We start from the raw sequence: 19,188 nt of genomic DNA on the forward strand, positions 1-19,188 counted from the left end.
GTAAACTAAATGCTTCGTATTCGGTATTATGTTGTAATTGCTTTAGTAAAAATACCAAATTGAAAGGAATTCACAACGCTTATGGTGAAAGCGCTAATACTGCTTTAGTTGTAATTGCTTTAGTAAAAATACCAAATTGAAAGGAATTCACAACCAGTTGGAACATTAAAGTTTGTTGGAGTGGGTTGTAATATAGGGGATAGAACGAAAAGTATAAAAGTATATTAAATAAAAAAAGCCTGAAAACCCCGATAAATAGAAGCTTTAAAGCAAAAAAAGCCTTTTCTCCAACTCTTAACGAAAAGTATATTTATCTACATTTAACTACTATTTAATTACCTTTCTAAATGCCTTTAAATACCATTTAACGAAAGTATATACCAATATAACCTGAAATACTGCTTAAAACTACTATTATAGCGGTATTATGAAATATTAAAAGCCTTTTAGACGACTGTTTAAAGGGCTTTTTTATATTTTTTTGCGTAGATCTGCTGATGCTATATTTTATTTAAAAAAAAGATTTTGGACATACAGTTGGGCATACAGTTGGACATACAAAATAGGTTTTGAAATGTATTTTAAAAGTAGTTATAATACCTTTAAAGTGTGTAAAACGTTATTATATTAATGATAAGCATAGGGATAATACACTTAAAATTAAAATAATATATTAATTATCTCTTTTGTAGTCAATATGTTATGTTATTCTAAGCGCAAAACGCCTATAACAATTGCAATTTTGTAAATAGAATCTTTATTTATAGGGAAAGGTGGATAGTCTTTGTTATCACTTCTACATTCTAATACATTTTCTTTATCTGTAGGGAATAAACGTTTGACCATAGGACCTTGATCCGTGTCTAATACATATATTTTGCCCCATTGGAAAAATGAAGTATCATTAACTGTTTTACAACCCAACAAATCACCACTACTGTATTTTGGGTACATACTTGATCCACTAACACGTATGATATATTCTACACCACGTTGCGTAAATTCTGGAATTACATAACCTCCAATTATATCTTTTTGCAGAATTTGTACAGATCCGTTATTTCCTTTACCTGCCATTGCTTCTATCGGTATTAATGGTATATAATCTGTTTTAGGTTCTTTATCGCAAATTAAATCTTGTTTTAACATATCTCCTTTCCCAGTAAGAAGCCATTCTGAATTTATATAAACATTTGTTGATACAATGGCGTTTAAAACCTCATAACTTGGTTTACTCTTTCTACCTGAAACAATATTTGATATTACTTGCGCTGAAAAACCAATATTTTCAGCAAATTTTTTTTGATTACCATTATATTGATTATCAATTATATACGATATTCTTTCATTAATATTTAAAATTTCAATCATCTTTTGTTTATTTAATATCAATAATTGTTTATATATTTGTTTTGTAATAGAAACAAAATAAGCAATGGACAAATCTATAAAAAAAAGACTGAGTTATAATACAGAAGTCGTAAAAGCTTTATCAGAAGAGTTTGGAGTATCAACAACATTTGTAAGACAAGCCATTCGTAAAGATAAGCATAGCCTTACTGCACAAACGATAGAAAAGAAGTACAAAGAGCTTGCGGGTGCAAGTTTACGTGCTATAAAAGATTTTAAAAAAAATCCGATTATATGAGAGATCTAACAAAAATACAAGTACAAGCCATTGAATTATGGCTTGCAGATATAGTAGTTAACATAAATAAATAATAGAAATGAAAGATTTAAACAAAGCAAAAGAATTGCTACATGAGTTAGCAGAAAAAGCTAATCAAGCAATTATGGCAATTGAAAATGATAAACCAATTAGCGAAATATGTGATTTGGCAGTAGAGGAGTTAGATGTGTTAATTGTTCAAATTTCTTCGACTATCCTCGGGGATAGTTCCCCTATCATCTATCCTAATATCGATGTCGAAATGTAAATTATAATGCCAGATTAGAGTTCTCAGCATTTCATTAAATATGATGATATCTTGTGGATAAGCAACGTGTCTAATATATAAATCTCTTCTTAGAACATCACCTTTTCTGGCAGATTTATGCTCGTTTTGATGAGTGATTTGAAAAAACCAAGGATCAATAGCATTTTTAAGTTTTTTCATAAATCGAAGTGTGGTTTCGTGGGAATCGGACTTAACTATAATAAAAAAAGTATGCTCGTATTCTCCATTATAATAACTCATAACATTATATTTTTTGATTAGAAGCTTAAATATAATGTTTTTTTCCCGATAGGAAAGCACTCACGTTCGAGCCGTGAGCGGGAACAAATAATAAAACAAAACAATGTTTGAATATTACCAGAATACATTATGTGTAGCTGCTGTTTGGCTTTATGATGATGCAAAGATCATAACTAAGTCAAATTATGATGCTATGATAAATAGAGGGCAATTAAAAAAGCTGACGACTGGTGGTAACGGACGTCGTGCATTGGTTGCTTATGAAAGTATTCCTGATCGTTTTAAAACGAAGATTAAGGCTTTGGCTGGTGATCCATACGAACAAGTGCGATATGTAGTATTGGCGGATTATATCGAGTATGATATGGAAGCTGAAAAGTTCTACAAATCTTATTTGTTGGAAGATGGTTCTAATCTTCCAGAGGAAAAGCAAAAGGAATACACGCACCAAGCAACAATCTTTAATGCAGTTAATCATGTTGCCACTAATGTGGTTGTGCAACGCAAGTTTGGAGGTAAAACCAAAATGTGGTCTAAAATGTTAGAAGCTATTCAAAATTTACCAACAACCTGGTTGCACACGAGATACAAGAATGAATTATCGTTTAAAAGAGCCTTTAGAAAGTATTTAAACGATGGTTATGAGGCGAATGTCTCAGGGAAGTTCCTAAACACGAATACGGTTAAGATAACAGGAGATATTGCAGACTTTCTGTTAGCGCAATATTGTTTGCCGATTAAATACTCGGTTCCTGAGGTGATGGATGTGTACAATGAAGTTCGTGAGAAAAATGGTTGGAAGTCGATTGCTGAAAAAACAGTGTTAACATGGCTAAATAAACCTGATCAAATGCGCAAATGGTATGCGGCACGTCACGGTAAAGATGCGTATATGAAAAAATATGGGCATTCACTTTCCAGAGATCGTGCGGAGTTTTTTCCAAACTCTTGGTGGTCGATTGATGGTACTAAACTGGATTGGGTGCATTATGAAGATAACAAACAGAAAATGGCAGCCTCAATGAAAATTGATATTGTGTTTGATGTTTATTCAGAAAAGATTATCGGGTGGGATATCGCTTTCACCGAAAATCATGCGGCCCACTTTAGAGCGATTAAGATGGCAGTAAACGAAGCAGGTGCAAGGCCTTATTTATTTACATACGATAATCAATCGGGTCACAAATCGGCTAAAATGCAAGATTTATATGATCGTTTGATGCCTGAAAAAGGAACGCATTATCCACACATGGTTGGTCGTAAAACAGGATCGCCTGCTGAGCAGATTTTTAACCGCCTACAACAACAAGTAATTGGTAAGATGTGGTTCTCTGACAAACAATCAATAAAGGTTCGTAAAGAGGATAATAAACCAAATACTGATTTCTTAATCGAGTTTAAAGGTGCATTACCAACAAAAGAAGAGTTGTGGCAATGGTTTGAATTGGCTGTGATGCAATGGAATTCAAAATGTAGACGTGATATGACGATTTGTAGAAATGATTTGTATGCGCAAGATGCTCCATTTAGAAGTGAGATTGATTGGTCAGATCAATTAAGCTTATTCTGGGTAGATGAATCGAAGCCTAAGAAGTATTACGGTCATGGAATGCCAATGACAGTTGAAGGTAAAGATTATTTATACGAAGTGTACGACGAGGAAGGACAGATTGATACAGAATTCCGTCGCAAGTATGTTGGTGAGAAGTTAATCGTACGCTATGATCCTGAACAATTAGATCAGTTCATTGCCTTATACGAAACAACTTCTACAGGTGAAAAAAGATTTGTGGCTTATGCCGAGAAAAAACGAGCCTACCAACAGATACCAGTGCTGATGAAAGAACATTCGCGCGATCAGATGTTAAAGGATATTGCAGTTCGTGAGGACGAATTCAAAAGAGATTTAGCAGAAGCAGAAGAAATCATGAAGCGTGCAGGTGTAACTGTAGAAGGATTGATTGCAGACCAAGAATTGAACATGAAATTCAAAGGGCAACTTCCGAAAGAAGAACAAATGCAAGCTGATATAGATGAGTATCATGGAAAGTGGTAAAGCCTTATTTAATCAATGTTTAAACACTATTTAAAGAATAATTAAAAGATAATAAAATGACACAACAAGACAAGTTTGTAGTAGTAGAAGAGCTAGAAAGATATATAGCACAGAAGGGTTCACAAAACAAAGTGGCTAACGAAATGGTAGGTGTTTCTGCGGCAACATTAAGCCAAATGAGAAATCATAACTGGGAAAATATTGCCGACGAAATGTGGCGTAAAGTTTCTGCATTCTTAGGAATAGGCACTAACGAATGGAAATTTGCTGAAACTACAAATGCAAAAACATTATTGCGATTATTTGGCGATGCACAGGCGTTAAGTTTAGTAATGGCGGTAACAGCTAATGCAGGAAGTGGTAAAACATCAACTGCAAAACAATACGAAGCAGATAATATGAATGTTTTTCGATTAAGCTGTAGCGACTATTGGGATAAGAAATGGTTTTTGAAAGAATTGCTTTCAAAGATGGGGAAAGAAACTGATGGTATAACAATGCCAGAAATGATGCAAAAGGTAGTGCTTACTTTAAAAGCAATAGACAGACCGTTAGTTATTTTAGACGAAGCTGATAAACTTCAGGATAATGTATTACTATTCTTTATTACACTTTTTAACGAGTTGGAAGATCACGCAGGTATCATGTTGATGGCCACTCACTTCCTAGAGCGTCGTATTGTAAGAGGTGTTGCGGCACAAAAGAAAGGTTATCGTGAAATTTATTCGAGAATTGGACTTCGATTTATCGAATTAGAACAAACAAGTTTTGCAGATGTAAAAGTAGTTTGTGAAATGAACGGAGTCTCAGACGACAAGTCAATTAAAGCCATTGCAAAGGATTGTGATGGTGATATCCGAAGAGTAAAAAGATTAGTAATAGCAAATAAACGAGCGAATAATGAATAAGGAGTTTCGATATCATCCAGTTATAGATGGCTTGAAAGTTAATGAGGACGGCACTGAAGTTTTGTTAAACGGAAATAAACTGACGATAAAAGAGTTTTATGTCGCTGAAACAAAGAGAGTAAGACGGAATGTAAACTTTTTATCCAGAAATATTACAATAACTAGATTAGTGTGTGAATGTTTTCATGGCTTAGCAGAGAATAAGGGTTTATCCGCTACTTTAATAGATCCCACTAAAGGAGATCATTACACTAATATCTATTGGGCGAAGAGAGGAATGAAAATTAATCCCATTAGGCACAGAAAAGTAACAGAAGAAAATCATAAAGAAATTCAAGAAAGGTTAGCGAGCGGAGAGAAGATGAAAGATATTATAAAAGATTTTCCATTTACCAACGCAACCTATTGTATATACAAGCGATTATATGGCAAAAAAGAAAAGTAACAGAGCGTTTTCAATTTCAAATATTACCACAAAAAAGTTTTCGCCATTAGCATTTGAAAACGAGTTCTTTGATTCGCTCGGTAAACCAGATAAAGCATTCTCTGCAATCATTTGGGGTAATTCTAGCAACGGTAAAACATCTTTTGCAATGCAACTGGCAAAGTATCTTACCAAGTTCGGTAAAGTAGCTTACAATTCACTAGAAGAAGGATTAAGCCATACGATGCAGATGACCATTAACCGAACTTTTATGGATGAATGCGAAAACTCATTTATTCTGTTAGATAGAGAACCATTCGAAGATATGATTGAACGAATGAATAAACCAAAATCGCCACAATTCCTGATTATAGATTCTGTCCAATATACACGCATTACTAAAAATCAATACTACCAATTAAAAGAGTTGATGCAGGACAAAGGCAAAGGAATTATTTGGGTTTCTCAAGCGAAAGGAAAAGAACCAAAAGGAGCATTAGCTGATGATATCCGTTACGACGTGGATTTGAAGCTTTGGATTGAAGGTTATAAAATGTTTCCGTCGGGCCGACTAAATGGAGGCGGTCAACCTTTTACGATTTGGCCTGAAAAGGCTGCAAAATACTGGAAAGAAATTATCTAAAACAAAACAACACTATGAATTACGAGGAGATTAAAATAACAATACAAGCGGCATTGCAATTATCAACTATACAGTACCGCAATGAAACACGAGTAGCATTTGAAGTATGGGCTTTTAGAACAGCACAAATACAAAATGCATTACTTGAAGAAATAACAAGAAGCGAAGCAATTTGGAACTGGTATCAGAACCAATACCGAAAAATAGAACAACGCTTCTACAAAGAAAATAGAGATTTTTTGACAGGTGGTTTTAATCCAATGGAAGTCTTTCAGGTTTTTAGATGGATGACCAAAGAAATAGAAGATTACTATCCAGCAACCTTAATTAACAAGCTAAACAATGGACAAACAGTATCTAAGTAAAAAGCAACACGAAAAACGCATTGAAAGACTGAATGCGTGGATAGAGAAAAATCCAAACGATCCTATGAAAGGAACAGCAATTAAAGAAGCTGCATTATATGCCTTTCAGCTAAAGGAAATGAAAGATTTAGGTTTAAAAACCATCGATAATAAAGTACCAACTCAAATATATCAACAAATAGGCGTACTGATCTAATGAAAATAAAATTTACAAATGAGCAACTATTACTAACGCTCAATTACGATACCAATGTAAGACAAGTGTTTAGCTTGTATGAACGATGCTTAATTCATAAAGTAATTCATCGAGACCAAGTATTACCAACTGATTTGTTTACGAAGATAAAAGATCTTCTACTGAAGATTAAAATTCAGAATTATAAACCAAAGTATTTCACTTGGGTTGAGAATATAGACAAAGGTGGGTTTGTTCTTTTAGAAACCAAAATCAAAGAATCGTGGAATTATTTAAAATAGTATAAATGAAAAATTCAATCGAACTAAGTAATCGCAGGTTCATCAAACGAACTTTTAGAGTTTGTCGAAAATCAAACAAAATAAGAGGAATTATTCTGAAAAGAATCAAGCATAATTCTAATAAAGATTTACCATCACTTAATAGAAGGTATTTAAATGCAAGTGCGGAAGCACACTCACGCATGTCAGCAGTAGAAGCTGCGATAGATCAATTAAAATCAAACAAAAACTCAATATAATATGACAGCAATAGACATCGAGAAGTTATCTCCAGAACAGTTAGCGGATTTAAACAAACAAATCAAAGAAAAGGATAAAGCGGAAAAAGCAAAAAAACAACAAGACAAAGATTTGCTTAAAAAATTAGAGAATGATGTGGTTCTATCTGAAGTGCCTTTTTTCATCGATAAACGTGATGATGTGGAGGAACGTTTACTGAATCTTTTCAAACACATAGAACCAGCAATTGAACTACGAGCTGAAGTGTACGGAAATAAAAAGCGTGAGCAAGATTCGCACACTTTTACACTTGATGATGGTTCTGCGTCGATAAAAGTTGGTTGGAATGTAAAACCAACATTCAACGGAACCGAGGGCGAAGGAATCGTAAAAATACGAGAGTATATGTCGAGCCTTGCAGGTGAAACAGAAAACGAAAAGATTTTGATGGAGTTCTTAGAAATCGCTCTTAAAACAGATGCGAATGGAAACTATGATCCTCGTAAGGTTAGAGAATTAAACAAAATGCGTGATCGTGCTAACAGCGAATTGTTCTCTGAAGGAATGGACATCATCGACAAGGCTTTGATTGATATTAGAACTTCACGTTTTGCACGAGGTTACAAAATGGTTGATTTTGGAGAAGGTAATATCAGACGTGTCAACTTTAATTTTTCAATTGACTAATGATAGAAATCTTAAAACCAATAGCCATCATCATAGGAACATGGTGGCTATTTATTGCAGTTCTTGTTGCGATAACGATTAGTAAAAGAAATAACCAAAATCACGATTAATTATGGATATAGAAGAAAAAAGATTACAAGCATCTTATAAGATTTTAGAAGCTTTAAATGAGTTGATTAATGAAGATGATAGTATCAATAAGATGATAAATGAAGACTTGACTTCATTTATCCATGTTGTGGCAAATCATGTTCCAACAATGGTTTTTAAAAAACTTACAGGTCAAGATAAAAACCTTTTAGAATTTAATTATATAGCTAACCAGCTTTGTTTTCAGTACATGAAGAAAAGCGAAGAAAATGAAAATTTATAATGCCAAACCAAATCACACAACTTTCCGAGCAAGGATATTTAGTAAACGGCAAGGCTGTTTATCAATCCGAATCAGGAAAATGGATTCCTGAAGTACAATTTGAATACTTCGAAATTGAACTGTTTAAAAAGCATTTAAAGGCTATTCAAAACGGAGTTAAAGTTAAATTTAAAAATATACAAGAATGAGAAAAGAAGATTTTTATAAAAAAAATGATGCAACATTTTTACCGCTTGGTTTTGAAAAAGAAGGTATAGATCAAATGTTTTATTATTCAAAATGTTTAATTAAAGATGATATTAAACAAGAGGTGATGAATGAAAACGGTTTAGCTGAGGAAGATTTACCAGCTTTACTAATCGGCAGTACAGGAATTAATCAAGGATTTTGTGTTTATACAGGTTTTTGTTTTGTATGGTTAAATATTACTGATCCTGTAGAAGCTATTGAATATGCTTCCAAAATTGTTTCATTCGAACCTATTTGACTATACTATGACAACAATTAACCCAAAACAAATCCAAATCATTCAAACGATTTGTAGTGGAAAATTCTCTAACCGTGACGAGCGGTTGGAGTTCTTTTCCGAGTTTCTTTTTAGAGAGGTAAAATCTACAAAAGACCTTTCAAGAAATGAAGCTGACGACGTAATAACTTACTTAACGACTGGTAGAGTTGCAGATTACACTTCTTATGCGCTCTTTGATAAAAACAATCCTCGACACATGAAAATATTATCCTTAGCCAAAGAATTAGATTGGATAGATGAAAAGACAGGATTTGCAAGTTTAGAACGCTTAGGCGGTTGGTTTCGTTCTGCAAGATGTCCTGTACAGGATAAGAAATTAAAGGATATGAATTACGAGGATATCTCGAAAGTCATTAAAGCATTAGAAAATATGGTGAAATCTAAATGGAAATAGGATGAAAATAACTAATGAGGATAATATGGAATTAATGAAACGTTATCCTGATAATTATTTTGAATTAGCTATTGTTGATCCTGAATATGGAATTAACATAGCTAATAGAAACGGTTCAATTGGTCAAAAAAAGGGTCAAGGAAAAATAACAAATTATTCAAAAAAGAATTGGGATTTAAAACCTGCAGGCAAAGAATATTTTGAAGAATTATTCAGAGTATCAAAAAATCAAATCATTTGGGGAGCTAACTATTTTACTGAGCATATTCCTCCATCTAAAAATTGGGTTGTTTGGGATAAAGGACAGCCCGAAGGCGTAACTTTCTCGATGTATGAATTAGCTTATACTTCATTTACTAATAAACAAGCTATGATTTTTCGTAAAACATTTGCAAGTTCTTGTAATAAAGTGGCTAATAATATTCAACTAGCTAAAGTTAACGCTAAGATTCATCCTGCTCAAAAGCCAGTAGATCTCTATAAATGGCTATCAGATAAATTCGCTAATGAAGGTGATAAAATACTTGATACGCATTTAGGTTCAGGAAGTATTGCAATAGCGTGTCACGATTATGGCTTCGAGTTAACAGCTTGTGAGTTAGATAAAGAATATTTCAATAAAGCAATAGAACGAATCAGTAATCATACATCGCAACTAAAAGTATTTTAATATGCAAAAAGTAAAATTAAACCTAAAAAACGAGGAGTTGAATGTGGTTAATCAAATCATAGAAAGCCGTATCAATCAACAGCATTTACCAACTCCAGAAACTAAATTGGTGGAATCTATCATTATCGAATTGGCTGATAAGATGCTCAAAAAGTTTATTACTGAAAGAATGAATTCCAAAGTCTTTAAAATTGGATTAAAATATCATCAAGCGTATGCCTTACATTTTATCCTTAGAGATTTTCAGACAATTGGGAGTGACGACGGATATATAAATATGGTTGTTTTAAAAATTGCAGATCAAATACACATTCAGTTATGATACCGGGACCAATATTAGAAGGAGTATTATTAGGGATTTCAATAGCCTATTTTACAGAAAAGATAAAAGATTTAATAATCACCATTAGACTAATTAATAAAAATGAAAGGAAAGAAGTACATCGTGACGAGTGAGCAATTTACAGGTGAAGTGGTTTATGAATATAATTTAAACGGTTTTCTAATTAATTTCTCGCTTAACATTTCTAATACAAGCCGTGCTGTAGCTAATTTCTTTTATACGAATTTACCTTCAACCTTAGATATGATGCAAACATGGATAGATAAGGCAGGTAATTTTAAAGTAGAAGAAGTTCCAGCTGATTTAAGTTTTGACCGCTTTTGGGAAGAATACGGCAAACACGGAACCAAATCTATGGCGAAGAAAAAATACGAAAAGTTAAAGCCATTAGAACAGTTAGCCGCTTTACTTCATCTACCAGTGGAACGTGATAAAAAGAAAAAAGATGGTACAGCAATGCCGTATGCCGAAACTTATTTAAATCAAAAGAGATGGGAGTAGATTATGATTTATATTGTGATAATGTTCAAATAGAGGTTAGAAATTTCATTGTGAATTATCATATAAAACCAAAAGGAATAATGATGAATATTGATACAGTTCGTCAATTTGAAAGAATTTCAAGAAATAGGTTTCCTGATCGATTTAATGCTTTTGACTTTATTAACTTTACTTTATTTGGGATGAAAGTATATAGAACTATTGATTTGGATGATGATAAATTTAAATTTTTAATTGATTAATATGAACCACGTGATGATAGATATAGAAACATTGGCAACATCAAATGATGCTGCCTTAGTTTCGATTGCCGCTGTAAGATTTGATTTAGAAACAGGAATTGTTGGCGATTCGGTTTATTTCAAGATAGACAAACAAAGCTGTATAGATTACGGTTTGCGAGTAGATGCAGATACTGTAGATTGGTGGATGAAACAAGGCAAAGAAGCACAGGAACAATTCCTAACAACAGAAGATCGTGTGGAACTATTACAAGCTTTGCAAGATTTTTATCTTTTCTTTGAGTTTGAGACCGATTATGTTTGGGCAAATGGAATCAACTTTGATTGTGAAATACTTCGAAACGCCTACAAAGCCATAGATTTTCCATTGCCTTGGAATCATTTTAATGAGAGAGATGTTCGTACCTTAGTTCATTTTGCGCCTGAAATCAAAAAGGCTGAGCCTTTTGTTGGTACAAAACATCATCCTATTTCGGACTGTATGCACCAAATAAAGTATTGTTGTAAGATTTATAAGAAATTGAAGTTTGATTAATAGAAAAAGCTACAGAGTATCATAGTTGATGCTTTGTGGCTTTTTGTTGTTTTACGGAAAACCGTATTGTTATTAATTAGAATAATGTAAATTTGTAAAAATCAAACAAATGAAATCACTTTTATTATTTATCTGTTTATCCGTTTTTAGTTTTGGGCAAGATTTAAATCAATTAGATTCGGTTCAAGCCTCACAGATTGCAAATGATTTTAATAATTTGAATCAAAAAGACTATAAATTTTATAAAGCAATAAAATCAAAACAACGTCCGATTTTAGGATTTATTTTTGTTGATCCAACGCTATCTGAAGCAGATGTGAAAGATGATTTACGTGATATTAGAAATTGTGATAAATGTTTTTTTGTAGAGTTTTGGTTTAAAGATAATATTTACCGATATCAGAGTACAACACTTTTATCTTTAGAACAAATTTATCCTATTTGGAAAAAATATTTTGATCCTTCAGCTGAAGTAACAAAAATTGAACAATCTTCTGAAAATCGAAAATCGACAACACCAAACACTAAGTTTGTGTTATATGACCGTTTAGATGGTTGGCAAATAGAAAATTTAAAAATGTAAAATATAAAACCACTCAAATTTGAGTGGTTTATTTTTTGAATAAACGTTTTAACCATGAAGCTTTTTTAGTTTTAGTAAATGTGAAATTTTCTTTACTTACACCATTTTTAGCTTGTTCCATAACCTCTCGTATTTGTTCTTCAGTTAATGTTATTCCTTTGAATTTTTGTTCAAAAACAAATTCCATAGCTTTTTCAGCGTAACTTATATCCATAACTTTTATATTTAGATAAATGTACAAAAACAACTTTTGTAAATTAAAGAAAGTCTTATTATTTTTGTGATATGTCAAAGCCAATTAAACAAGTTACTATAGAATTACATAGCGATATCCGTAAGGATTACGAGCGTATGAGTATGCCTTGTTCTAAATATGGAGTGCAAAAATTAACAGATAAATTTATCTTTTGTGAGTTGGCTGCTCGATATTATAAAGCACCAACAACTATAGAGAAAATAATATACAACCGCTATTAAATAATGTAGCGGTTGTTTTGTTTATCTATTATAAGTTCTGTTGCTGTAGTGTCATCATAAATTTTACAAGCCGCATAATCCATCAACACACATTCGAAAACTTGTCGGTAAAGATTACCAGCATTTCCTGTATCAACTGGATGTATGTCTGTTCGTCTCATGTTGCTGTAATTTTCTCCGCTTGATCCTTGTAACAACGCATAGATGTCGTTTAAATTCGTTAAGAAATCCAAGGCGCTTTCTTGGTTGTGACTTCCACGAAAAGTATCAGAAAATGTTTCAAAATACAAATACACATCTACTTGCAAGGTTAGATTTTGCACATTATTTCCTACATCATCAATTGCTTTTGAACGAAAGGCTAAGAATACTGCAGGAGTAGGAAATGGATGTTCGGTTTCCAAAAAGTTTACTTGGTTGTGCCATAAATCAATCCAACGGATATCGCTTAAATTCTCGTTGATTTTGTCACTTAATTCGAGGTATAAATCTTTCCAATTTTGCATTACTTCGGTAATATTTGTTGTTGTACATTTTGAATTTTCCAAATAATCATCTCGTCAATGTCTTGCGACAAAGTTGCTGATTCGCCTATGTATTGGCGCTGTGGTATATTTATGAGAAATGATTCTTTTTTAGTCAAAGCCATTGCTTTCCACTTCCCTTGTCCTGTACTCGAATACATATACCAAAAGAATTTGCGCATCTTGGCTGTCACTTTAACCTGTATCGTTCCGCCTGTATTATGAATGCTGGCGTAGGGCAAACCTTCGCCAGCGGTTATCTCAATTTTTGTTTTGGTTGCTTCCGTTATTTTTATCGAATCTTCCAACGCGCCAGACTTCATCAGAATTAAATGCGGTTCGCTATCCATACGCTTCACCCAAGGGATAAATGATAAATCCGTAAATCCTTGGTCCTTGAACGAATTCTTAAAAAAACGTTGTGCATAGTCTGCTACTTCCACGGCTAATTCATCCATTACCATTGCGGCCATTTTCGCAAAATCAGGTGTTTGATTAACTGCCATTTAAAAGGTTTTTAAATTGTGTTTAAATAATTTGTATATTTGTCTTGTAATGAAACTTCTCGGCTTTCCTTGGAGTGGCTATTATAAGAAGCAGGCTCTTAGTCTGCTTTTTTTCTTAAGTAATGTTTTATAATTTTTCTATCAGATGAAATAATATAAACCTCTTTAATATTTGGATGTACAGGTTTATTATTTTGTATCATTGATAATATATTCTCAATAGAATTTAATGCATTTTCAACGGAATCATTATTTTTTGATAAGTCAAAAACAACTACTTCACATCCTTGGTCATTCGCCTTTTTTAATGTTTTCTTATAATTTTTGCTTTCTGGACTTTTTCTATCTGCCAATTTACCTTCAATTAAATATTCTGGGTTAGAAATTCCAGTAATAATTTTTCCATTAATTTGTGGTCTAAGTTCAATGTTAACTCCTTGTTTATTTGCTAGTAAAACGGCTGTTCTATAATTTCCTAGTAATTCATCAGGTCGAGTGTCAGTAAATGGATTAACTTTAACAGTAGCATAATTATCTGCCTTAAATCTTAGTTGTGATGGAGTTTTTAACTTCATTAATTCAAAGGCTTTTTTTGTCTCGTTATCGGCTTGATTTGCTAAAGAAAAGAAAGTATGGGGTTTACCTCTGTTAGAATCAGTTTCTTTGTAAATCTCGCCTGAAATCGCAATGTTGTTTCTGAATTCAGGTTTTACATCTCGTGGATCTACCTCTGGTAAATCTTCCTCTTTGGTTGTGTCTTCGGCAGTTTGTACAACGTAACATCTGCATCGCCATCCATTAGGTGGATAATAAATCTTCCAAAACTTAGAATCGATTGGAGCGACAACATTCTTTAATTTATCATGCTCATCACGTACACGATCATCTTCCTGAGTCTTGTATTTAAGATTTGGATAAAGATGTTTTCGTTTTTGATATTGTTCCCAATTGGCTGCATGATTACCTGCTTGTCGTGCAGTTTGCCATTCAGCTTGTAAATAGTTAATGTTGTAGATTTTATTCAGTTTTAAAACTTCAGTTTTAAATTCTTCCCAACCCGTTTTCTTCCCATTTTTAGTCAACAAATTATTAATCTCTAAAAGCATCGCATGGTCTTTCGCCATCGAAAACTTAAAGATGTTTTGTTGTAAATGCAAAGTTGTAGGTTCAATGGTATCAGGATTCATTTTATTCCAATCTTTACCATAACCTTCGCCTGTACCTTTGTTTAATTCGTTGTAGGTTTCACGGATATGCGTTGCTGATAACTTACCAGGTTTTAATTTACCTTCGTACGTATCGCGCATAATTTGCTCCATAACTTTTTCCCAATCCGAAATATCAATAGCGTGTGGCTCACATTCGCCACAACTACAACCTATGTTATGCTCGGCCTCGTTGCTATAGAAGGCTTCAACTTCTTTTAACAACTTAGCCGATATTACTTTTTTTTTACGTCAGCAGGATTTTGGTTTGATTGTTCTTGATTAGTTGAGGTCATCATTTGTTCACGCACACCAATAATTGGCACACCTGTTTGTTGCTCCGCCCATTCAGGATCAATGATGTAATTCTGACTCATTTTATTAATTAAATCCGCCATGTCTGCTTTGCTCATTGCTTCCTGATTATCCCATTCGAAATAATGATTTTGCATTGGTGCATAAATAGGCGAAAGTTTAATTAGCTTCTGACGGAACTCGCCATTGATGATATTTTTTACCAATAATTTGTCAGATTCGAATCGGTCATTTGCCAACTTCATTTGCGCTTCTGTAGAACCGACAAAACTTTTCTCATCCGTTAATCCTGCACCACCTAAAACACGTTTAGATACTTCCGAATTCACACGTTCAACCAACAAGTCAAACGTATCGGAACTACTTACACCGCCTGTGTTTCCAACTTCAAATTTCTCGTTACCTTGCCCAATCATAAAGTTGTTTCGCTTGTAATTGATTGCAGCGTTGTAAAGTTCTTTTAATCGATTATTATCAATACGGTCAGTTGTGATGAATAAAGGTGGAACGCCAAATTTATCCACGTAATCTTGCCACGCGCCCATGCCTAACTTTTTAGCTAAAATAGCTGGAGCCATTTGTGCTAACATTCCCAAGTCGTAATCTTTCCCAACTTGTAAATAATATGGTTGCAGATTTCCTTCACGATAGGGCCAACCTTTGGTATCGCCAATTTCTTTGGTAATGATTCCTTTTTTAACGTTGAAATAACCTTGTTTAATTTCGTTGACTTCTTTCAGTTCGCCTTCCTCATTCAGGTCAAATGCTTCAATCAAAGTACGACCTTGAAAGCGGCTCATTAATACCAATCGAACGAAATCATCAAACCACGTACGCTCGAATAGATAAGACAATTCCTCATTCTCATTTCCTTTTTCGTCCACGATTTTAAAAGGCGAACGTTGACAGAATAAAATACGAGTGTCTATCACAGAGCTAAGGTGATTGTCTAATAAAAGATTATTGTACAATGAACTTAAATCAGCGAAGTTTGGCTCTTCACGATCAGTCGCTAACATAATTGCAGTTTGCCAATCTTTCAATGATTTTGACATCATATTTTCAGCCTCGTAATTGATTTGAGAACTTGTCGAAATTCCTCCACCTTTACTTACGGCTGCCACACGAAGTGCGCTTTCATCAGCACGACCAAGAAAATAACTTTCGGCTTTTTGATAAATATTTTTAAAGAATTCCATTAGATGTAAAAGTTTTCGTTACTTAAATTTCCACTCATAAACTGCCCAGGATCTGTGTTGTCTTGTGGTTTTGGCAAATCGTCCAAGGTCAATTTTCCAATCGCTATTTTCTCCAGCATTTCCTCTGCCCATTTCTTTTCGTTCTCGTAGTCTGTTGGTACTTTACGTGCGGCATTTCTGCGTACTGCATCGTAAATAATCAATTTGCTAAGAATACGCTTAATCAATTCATTTTGGATAGGAGTTTCAGTGTTGAAAATAGCTTCCACATCATAACGACTGGAAAGCATGGATTTAAAAACATCAATCCATTCAACTTCTAAGTTGTCAAGCATTTGTTCAAAATCAGTTGTGATTTCAGTTAACAGCTTATCGTAAATGTGTGTCTGTAAATATTCTTGTGATAAGTAAATCATATTCGTTCGTGATTTGGATTCATGCGACCTTGTAAAATATCTGTGCTTCGACCATAGTCGTAAGTTACATACGGTTCTAAATCTTCGATTCCACCTTGATGTGCATCAGGCCAATCGTCGTGGGTTTTGTAACCAGGTTCAATTCCTAACAACTGTGCAATTCCGACCTGTGCGTCTTGATGAGGTTTTAATTTTTCGTTGTAAAAAATTCGCCCATTTTGGTAATAAGGTTGAAGTTTTAAGATTCGGTCGTATTTATTTTGCTTCGGATTATTTACTTTAATAATATTTAAAGTTATTTTAAAAGCTTGTTCAACTTCCGAAATAGTACGTTCAACTTCATCATTCCAAAATTGCGCTTCAAATTTCCAATGCACGACAACAGTCTTAGGTAAATTCAGTTGATAATTCGCCATCCATTCTACCGCTTGGCGCATTTTACTTTGCTTGCAGTAGGTGTCGATTACCCAGAAATCTTTATCCTTTACACCTTGCACCACAACTGCATTATAATCGGCAGTTGCTGTACCTGCGTACGCAACATCCCAACGACCAATAATGATTTTAAATTGATTCAATTTCGGCATTGGTGCGTATTGAATTTGCTCTTCCTTGAAGATTTCACCTTCAATATGTGGTTTGTTGTTGTATTCGGAATAAGCAGCTAATTGACCGATATCTTCCTCAACTTCTTTGTAATACGTATTACTGTATTTTTCTGGCCATGCAGGTTCGTAAGTCACGGGATCGTAAGCATCGACCTGATACCATTTCCAGTTGGGATGTTTATCACGTAGAATCGTCATCATCATCACAGCAGCCGAACGGTTATTAACATGCACATAACGACGAATTACACCGTCCATAGTTGGGATTAGATCTCTTTCAATCCAACGGACCATCTCATTCATCCGCTTCGGATTCTTAAGTAAATCCTTCGTTTCACAATCATCGGCAACCAAATGCGTAGGACGTTGATTCTTTACACGCAAACCTCTCACAGATTGCCCCATACCTAATGCTTGACCAATAAAACCGCCTTTTGTTACAAAGAAACCTTCTTCCCAGTTTCCTGGATTATGTTGTATTCCAAAGTCGTGAATAATCTGTGGATTGGCTTCGAATTCAGCACGTAAATCTTCCAATAATTGCGAAGCTCTATCCGAATTATTACCAATAATTACTAAGTAAACTGGCTCTTCTCTGATCCAAAACCAAAACGGTAATAAAATATCATTTAAAACAGACTTCGCCATGGCGCGACCAAATACACACATCCCTTTGAAGGTTGGATTTTTAGCGACCATGTTCGCAAAATCAATATGAAAATAAGGTGTTGCAGCATCGGCAAAATGTGGAAAATAACGTTGTACGCAAAAAGCAAAATCTTTCTTGGCACGTTCAATTGCTGCTTTCGTTTCCTCTTTCGTTTCAAAAGGGTTACGAACGCCAGCCGAGCGTGCGAGGTCTAATTTCTTTTGATAGCGTTCAAGCGCCTTTTTATCCTTTATTCTCATTTAGAGGATTTTTAGTTGTGAATTGGTGCGTGATTTTATTCTTTGCGAAATCAAAAAATAAGTTGGCAATCCATACTTTCTTAGTTGCTGGCTTTCCTTTCTTTGTTATTGGCAAATCGAAAGCGTCGCCAACTTGATAACCTGTACCTTTGCGCAGAAGCATTGTACCGATTTCTAAATAGTATTGTTCTTTAGAAGCTTTCCCTTTGTAAAGGCTTCTTACGATGATGTAAAGTTCTTTGATCATAATCTGTTGGAAATAGTGTTGATGTGTTCTTCTTGAAAATCGATGGTTTTAAGGAATAATTCAGAGTTGTGCATTTGCAAATGATTGAAAATATCTTCCATCACTTCCAAGTACACAGATAATGAAATGCGATTTTCTTTGTCTACATTTTCGGCGCGTTTGTTCCATTTAGAAATTGAGTCATCAATTTGAACAGCTTGACGTTGCAAGTCCATTGCTAACTTTTGATCACCTTTTTCTTTCGCTTCTTCAATCTCTTTAAAAAGTTGTAGGCGTTGTTCTGCTAACTGATCTGTTACTTCGTTGATACGATCTAATCTATTTGACGTAGAATTCATTTTCGCATCGCGTAACTTTTTCCAGTTGCCTTTTTTTATCCAATTCCCAATGGTCTTTTCCGTTGCCAATCCTTTTTCGGCAATTTGCTTCGCCGACAAGCCTTGATTCACGAAATAGTCCTGTGCTATTTGTCTCTCTTTATCCTTTGCCATAGTACAAAGGTGCTATCTAATAGAGGCTTTCCGTGAATAGCCGTTACAAATTGTCTGTGAATTACGGATGAATTATCCGTTGTAACTACCTGATTTGTAACTGCTTTTTTTAATCCGCTTGATTCTGCCCCAACTTTGTTTTCG

The 19,188-nt window shown here is 34.0% G+C and carries 31 protein-coding genes; 21 read left to right on the top strand and 10 right to left on the bottom strand.

Annotated features, from left to right (window positions below; all coding sequences use genetic code 11):
- Positions 1-705: 705 nt before the first annotated feature.
- A complete protein-coding gene (locus tag EAH69_RS09615; protein ID WP_147439120.1) occupies positions 706-1,371 on the bottom strand; it encodes a S24 family peptidase in 666 nt (221 codons plus the stop codon).
- Positions 1,372-1,435: 64 nt separating this feature from the next.
- On the opposite strand from EAH69_RS09615, the gene EAH69_RS09620 reads away from it, so the two are divergent.
- From EAH69_RS09620 to EAH69_RS09715, 20 genes are all read left to right on the top strand, one after another.
- Entirely contained in the window at positions 1,436-1,648 is a 213-nt protein-coding gene (locus tag EAH69_RS09620) for a hypothetical protein (RefSeq protein ID WP_121934993.1), read from the top strand.
- Positions 1,649-1,727: 79 nt separating this feature from the next.
- Positions 1,728-1,937, top strand: coding sequence for a hypothetical protein (locus EAH69_RS09625; RefSeq protein WP_121934994.1), 210 nt, complete (start codon positions 1,728-1,730; stop codon positions 1,935-1,937).
- A 364-nt stretch (positions 1,938-2,301) separates the two neighbouring features.
- On the top strand, positions 2,302-4,254 hold the full coding sequence (locus EAH69_RS09630; RefSeq protein WP_121934995.1) for a hypothetical protein: 1,953 nt from the start codon (positions 2,302-2,304) through the stop codon (positions 4,252-4,254).
- 56 nt (positions 4,255-4,310) lie between these two features.
- Complete coding sequence (locus EAH69_RS09635) at positions 4,311-5,162, top strand: AAA family ATPase (protein WP_121934996.1); 852 nt, start codon at positions 4,311-4,313, stop codon at positions 5,160-5,162.
- A complete protein-coding gene (locus EAH69_RS09640) occupies positions 5,155-5,607 on the top strand; it encodes a hypothetical protein (protein WP_121934997.1) in 453 nt (150 codons plus the stop codon). Before EAH69_RS09635 ends, EAH69_RS09640 begins: the two co-directional genes overlap by 8 nt.
- Complete coding sequence (locus tag EAH69_RS09645; RefSeq protein ID WP_121934998.1) at positions 5,588-6,229, top strand: P-loop NTPase family protein; 642 nt, start codon at positions 5,588-5,590, stop codon at positions 6,227-6,229. The genes EAH69_RS09640 and EAH69_RS09645 overlap by 20 nt, the downstream gene beginning before the upstream one ends.
- 14 nt (positions 6,230-6,243) lie before the next feature.
- Positions 6,244-6,594, top strand: a complete 351-nt coding sequence (locus EAH69_RS09650; protein WP_121934999.1) for a hypothetical protein — start codon at positions 6,244-6,246, stop codon at positions 6,592-6,594.
- Positions 6,572-6,790 (top strand): hypothetical protein, encoded by a 219-nt coding sequence (locus tag EAH69_RS09655; RefSeq protein WP_121935000.1) that lies wholly within the window; start codon positions 6,572-6,574, stop codon positions 6,788-6,790. The genes EAH69_RS09650 and EAH69_RS09655 overlap by 23 nt, the downstream gene beginning before the upstream one ends.
- A 286-nt stretch (positions 6,791-7,076) precedes the next feature.
- Complete coding sequence (locus EAH69_RS13865; protein WP_147439121.1) at positions 7,077-7,310, top strand: hypothetical protein; 234 nt, start codon at positions 7,077-7,079, stop codon at positions 7,308-7,310.
- Between the two features lies 1 nt (position 7,311).
- Positions 7,312-7,977: a hypothetical protein gene (locus EAH69_RS09665; RefSeq protein ID WP_121935002.1), complete on the top strand. Its 666-nt coding sequence runs from the start codon at positions 7,312-7,314 to the stop codon at positions 7,975-7,977.
- Between the two features lie 112 nt (positions 7,978-8,089).
- On the top strand, positions 8,090-8,350 hold the full coding sequence (locus EAH69_RS09670; protein WP_121935003.1) for a hypothetical protein: 261 nt from the start codon (positions 8,090-8,092) through the stop codon (positions 8,348-8,350).
- Positions 8,350-8,538 carry a hypothetical protein gene (locus EAH69_RS09675; protein ID WP_121935004.1) on the top strand — a complete coding sequence of 63 codons (189 nt, stop codon included), beginning with the start codon at positions 8,350-8,352 and terminating at the stop codon, positions 8,536-8,538. The genes EAH69_RS09670 and EAH69_RS09675 overlap by 1 nt, the downstream gene beginning before the upstream one ends.
- A complete protein-coding gene (locus tag EAH69_RS09680) occupies positions 8,535-8,837 on the top strand; it encodes a hypothetical protein (RefSeq protein ID WP_121935005.1) in 303 nt (100 codons plus the stop codon). The genes EAH69_RS09675 and EAH69_RS09680 overlap by 4 nt, the downstream gene beginning before the upstream one ends.
- 7 nt (positions 8,838-8,844) lie before the next feature.
- Positions 8,845-9,273: a hypothetical protein gene (locus tag EAH69_RS09685; protein ID WP_121935006.1), complete on the top strand. Its 429-nt coding sequence runs from the start codon at positions 8,845-8,847 to the stop codon at positions 9,271-9,273.
- Between the two features lies 1 nt (position 9,274).
- A complete protein-coding gene (locus EAH69_RS09690; RefSeq protein WP_230466772.1) occupies positions 9,275-9,943 on the top strand; it encodes a DNA methyltransferase in 669 nt (222 codons plus the stop codon).
- A gap of 1 nt (position 9,944) precedes the next feature.
- Complete coding sequence (locus EAH69_RS09695) at positions 9,945-10,265, top strand: hypothetical protein (RefSeq protein WP_121935007.1); 321 nt, start codon at positions 9,945-9,947, stop codon at positions 10,263-10,265.
- A 102-nt stretch (positions 10,266-10,367) separates the two neighbouring features.
- Complete coding sequence (locus EAH69_RS09700) at positions 10,368-10,787, top strand: hypothetical protein (RefSeq protein ID WP_121935008.1); 420 nt, start codon at positions 10,368-10,370, stop codon at positions 10,785-10,787.
- Positions 10,778-11,029 carry a LolA-like protein gene (locus EAH69_RS09705; protein ID WP_121935009.1) on the top strand — a complete coding sequence of 84 codons (252 nt, stop codon included), beginning with the start codon at positions 10,778-10,780 and terminating at the stop codon, positions 11,027-11,029. Before EAH69_RS09700 ends, EAH69_RS09705 begins: the two co-directional genes overlap by 10 nt.
- 13 nt (positions 11,030-11,042) lie before the next feature.
- A complete protein-coding gene (locus EAH69_RS09710) occupies positions 11,043-11,564 on the top strand; it encodes a 3'-5' exonuclease (protein WP_230466773.1) in 522 nt (173 codons plus the stop codon).
- Positions 11,565-11,673: 109 nt separating this feature from the next.
- The gene (locus EAH69_RS09715; protein ID WP_121935011.1) at positions 11,674-12,147 is read left to right on the top strand and encodes a hypothetical protein; all 474 of its coding nucleotides are present in this window, start codon (positions 11,674-11,676) and stop codon (positions 12,145-12,147) included.
- Between the two features lie 28 nt (positions 12,148-12,175).
- On the opposite strand, the gene EAH69_RS09720 is transcribed toward EAH69_RS09715, so the two are convergent.
- Positions 12,176-12,361, bottom strand: coding sequence for a hypothetical protein (locus tag EAH69_RS09720; protein WP_121935012.1), 186 nt, complete (start codon positions 12,359-12,361; stop codon positions 12,176-12,178).
- A gap of 71 nt (positions 12,362-12,432) precedes the next feature.
- On the opposite strand from EAH69_RS09720, the gene EAH69_RS09725 reads away from it, so the two are divergent.
- Positions 12,433-12,624 (top strand): hypothetical protein, encoded by a 192-nt coding sequence (locus EAH69_RS09725; protein WP_121935013.1) that lies wholly within the window; start codon positions 12,433-12,435, stop codon positions 12,622-12,624.
- Here the strand turns inward: EAH69_RS09725 and EAH69_RS09730 are convergent.
- The 8 genes from EAH69_RS09730 to EAH69_RS09765 all read right to left on the bottom strand — a co-directional run bounded on the left by EAH69_RS09730 (position 12,621) and on the right by EAH69_RS09765 (position 19,044).
- The gene (locus EAH69_RS09730) at positions 12,621-13,130 is read right to left on the bottom strand and encodes a hypothetical protein (protein ID WP_147439122.1); all 510 of its coding nucleotides are present in this window, start codon (positions 13,128-13,130) and stop codon (positions 12,621-12,623) included. The genes EAH69_RS09725 and EAH69_RS09730 overlap by 4 nt on opposite strands.
- A complete protein-coding gene (locus EAH69_RS09735) occupies positions 13,130-13,654 on the bottom strand; it encodes a phage virion morphogenesis protein (RefSeq protein ID WP_121935015.1) in 525 nt (174 codons plus the stop codon). Before EAH69_RS09735 ends, EAH69_RS09730 begins: the two co-directional genes overlap by 1 nt.
- Positions 13,655-13,752: 98 nt before the next feature.
- Positions 13,753-15,084, bottom strand: coding sequence for a phage minor head protein (locus EAH69_RS09740; protein WP_121935016.1), 1,332 nt, complete (start codon positions 15,082-15,084; stop codon positions 13,753-13,755).
- A gap of 11 nt (positions 15,085-15,095) precedes the next feature.
- Positions 15,096-16,373 carry a phage portal protein family protein gene (locus EAH69_RS09745; protein WP_121935017.1) on the bottom strand — a complete coding sequence of 426 codons (1,278 nt, stop codon included), beginning with the start codon at positions 16,371-16,373 and terminating at the stop codon, positions 15,096-15,098.
- The gene (locus EAH69_RS09750) at positions 16,373-16,789 is read right to left on the bottom strand and encodes a DUF1320 family protein (RefSeq protein ID WP_121935018.1); all 417 of its coding nucleotides are present in this window, start codon (positions 16,787-16,789) and stop codon (positions 16,373-16,375) included. The genes EAH69_RS09745 and EAH69_RS09750 overlap by 1 nt, the downstream gene beginning before the upstream one ends.
- Positions 16,786-18,306 carry a phage terminase large subunit family protein gene (locus EAH69_RS09755; protein WP_121935019.1) on the bottom strand — a complete coding sequence of 507 codons (1,521 nt, stop codon included), beginning with the start codon at positions 18,304-18,306 and terminating at the stop codon, positions 16,786-16,788. The genes EAH69_RS09750 and EAH69_RS09755 overlap by 4 nt, the downstream gene beginning before the upstream one ends.
- Positions 18,290-18,553, bottom strand: coding sequence for a hypothetical protein (locus EAH69_RS09760; protein WP_121935020.1), 264 nt, complete (start codon positions 18,551-18,553; stop codon positions 18,290-18,292). Before EAH69_RS09760 ends, EAH69_RS09755 begins: the two co-directional genes overlap by 17 nt.
- Positions 18,550-19,044: a DUF1804 family protein gene (locus EAH69_RS09765; RefSeq protein ID WP_121935021.1), complete on the bottom strand. Its 495-nt coding sequence runs from the start codon at positions 19,042-19,044 to the stop codon at positions 18,550-18,552. Before EAH69_RS09765 ends, EAH69_RS09760 begins: the two co-directional genes overlap by 4 nt.
- Positions 19,045-19,188: the final 144 nt, after the last annotated feature.

Origin of the sequence: Faecalibacter macacae (assembly GCF_003687725.1) — a bacterium.
Lineage (GTDB): Bacteria > Bacteroidota > Bacteroidia > Flavobacteriales > Weeksellaceae > Empedobacter > Empedobacter macacae.

Coding starts and splice junctions, on each gene's coding strand:
- EAH69_RS09615 (WP_147439120.1), bottom strand. CDS start 1,371: ATGATTGAAATTTTAAATATTAATGAAAGAATATCGTATATAATTGAT.
- EAH69_RS09620 (WP_121934993.1), top strand. CDS start 1,436: ATGGACAAATCTATAAAAAAAAGACTGAGTTATAATACAGAAGTCGTA.
- EAH69_RS09625 (WP_121934994.1), top strand. CDS start 1,728: ATGAAAGATTTAAACAAAGCAAAAGAATTGCTACATGAGTTAGCAGAA.
- EAH69_RS09630 (WP_121934995.1), top strand. CDS start 2,302: ATGTTTGAATATTACCAGAATACATTATGTGTAGCTGCTGTTTGGCTT.
- EAH69_RS09635 (WP_121934996.1), top strand. CDS start 4,311: ATGACACAACAAGACAAGTTTGTAGTAGTAGAAGAGCTAGAAAGATAT.
- EAH69_RS09640 (WP_121934997.1), top strand. CDS start 5,155: ATGAATAAGGAGTTTCGATATCATCCAGTTATAGATGGCTTGAAAGTT.
- EAH69_RS09645 (WP_121934998.1), top strand. CDS start 5,588: ATGGCAAAAAAGAAAAGTAACAGAGCGTTTTCAATTTCAAATATTACC.
- EAH69_RS09650 (WP_121934999.1), top strand. CDS start 6,244: ATGAATTACGAGGAGATTAAAATAACAATACAAGCGGCATTGCAATTA.
- EAH69_RS09655 (WP_121935000.1), top strand. CDS start 6,572: ATGGACAAACAGTATCTAAGTAAAAAGCAACACGAAAAACGCATTGAA.
- EAH69_RS13865 (WP_147439121.1), top strand. CDS start 7,077: ATGAAAAATTCAATCGAACTAAGTAATCGCAGGTTCATCAAACGAACT.
- EAH69_RS09665 (WP_121935002.1), top strand. CDS start 7,312: ATGACAGCAATAGACATCGAGAAGTTATCTCCAGAACAGTTAGCGGAT.
- EAH69_RS09670 (WP_121935003.1), top strand. CDS start 8,090: ATGGATATAGAAGAAAAAAGATTACAAGCATCTTATAAGATTTTAGAA.
- EAH69_RS09675 (WP_121935004.1), top strand. CDS start 8,350: ATGCCAAACCAAATCACACAACTTTCCGAGCAAGGATATTTAGTAAAC.
- EAH69_RS09680 (WP_121935005.1), top strand. CDS start 8,535: ATGAGAAAAGAAGATTTTTATAAAAAAAATGATGCAACATTTTTACCG.
- EAH69_RS09685 (WP_121935006.1), top strand. CDS start 8,845: ATGACAACAATTAACCCAAAACAAATCCAAATCATTCAAACGATTTGT.
- EAH69_RS09690 (WP_230466772.1), top strand. CDS start 9,275: ATGAAAATAACTAATGAGGATAATATGGAATTAATGAAACGTTATCCT.
- EAH69_RS09695 (WP_121935007.1), top strand. CDS start 9,945: ATGCAAAAAGTAAAATTAAACCTAAAAAACGAGGAGTTGAATGTGGTT.
- EAH69_RS09700 (WP_121935008.1), top strand. CDS start 10,368: ATGAAAGGAAAGAAGTACATCGTGACGAGTGAGCAATTTACAGGTGAA.
- EAH69_RS09705 (WP_121935009.1), top strand. CDS start 10,778: ATGGGAGTAGATTATGATTTATATTGTGATAATGTTCAAATAGAGGTT.
- EAH69_RS09710 (WP_230466773.1), top strand. CDS start 11,043: ATGATAGATATAGAAACATTGGCAACATCAAATGATGCTGCCTTAGTT.
- EAH69_RS09715 (WP_121935011.1), top strand. CDS start 11,674: ATGAAATCACTTTTATTATTTATCTGTTTATCCGTTTTTAGTTTTGGG.
- EAH69_RS09720 (WP_121935012.1), bottom strand. CDS start 12,361: ATGGATATAAGTTACGCTGAAAAAGCTATGGAATTTGTTTTTGAACAA.
- EAH69_RS09725 (WP_121935013.1), top strand. CDS start 12,433: ATGTCAAAGCCAATTAAACAAGTTACTATAGAATTACATAGCGATATC.
- EAH69_RS09730 (WP_147439122.1), bottom strand. CDS start 13,130: ATGCAAAATTGGAAAGATTTATACCTCGAATTAAGTGACAAAATCAAC.
- EAH69_RS09735 (WP_121935015.1), bottom strand. CDS start 13,654: ATGGCAGTTAATCAAACACCTGATTTTGCGAAAATGGCCGCAATGGTA.
- EAH69_RS09745 (WP_121935017.1), bottom strand. CDS start 16,373: ATGGAATTCTTTAAAAATATTTATCAAAAAGCCGAAAGTTATTTTCTT.
- EAH69_RS09750 (WP_121935018.1), bottom strand. CDS start 16,789: ATGATTTACTTATCACAAGAATATTTACAGACACACATTTACGATAAG.
- EAH69_RS09755 (WP_121935019.1), bottom strand. CDS start 18,306: ATGAGAATAAAGGATAAAAAGGCGCTTGAACGCTATCAAAAGAAATTA.
- EAH69_RS09760 (WP_121935020.1), bottom strand. CDS start 18,553: ATGATCAAAGAACTTTACATCATCGTAAGAAGCCTTTACAAAGGGAAA.
- EAH69_RS09765 (WP_121935021.1), bottom strand. CDS start 19,044: ATGGCAAAGGATAAAGAGAGACAAATAGCACAGGACTATTTCGTGAAT.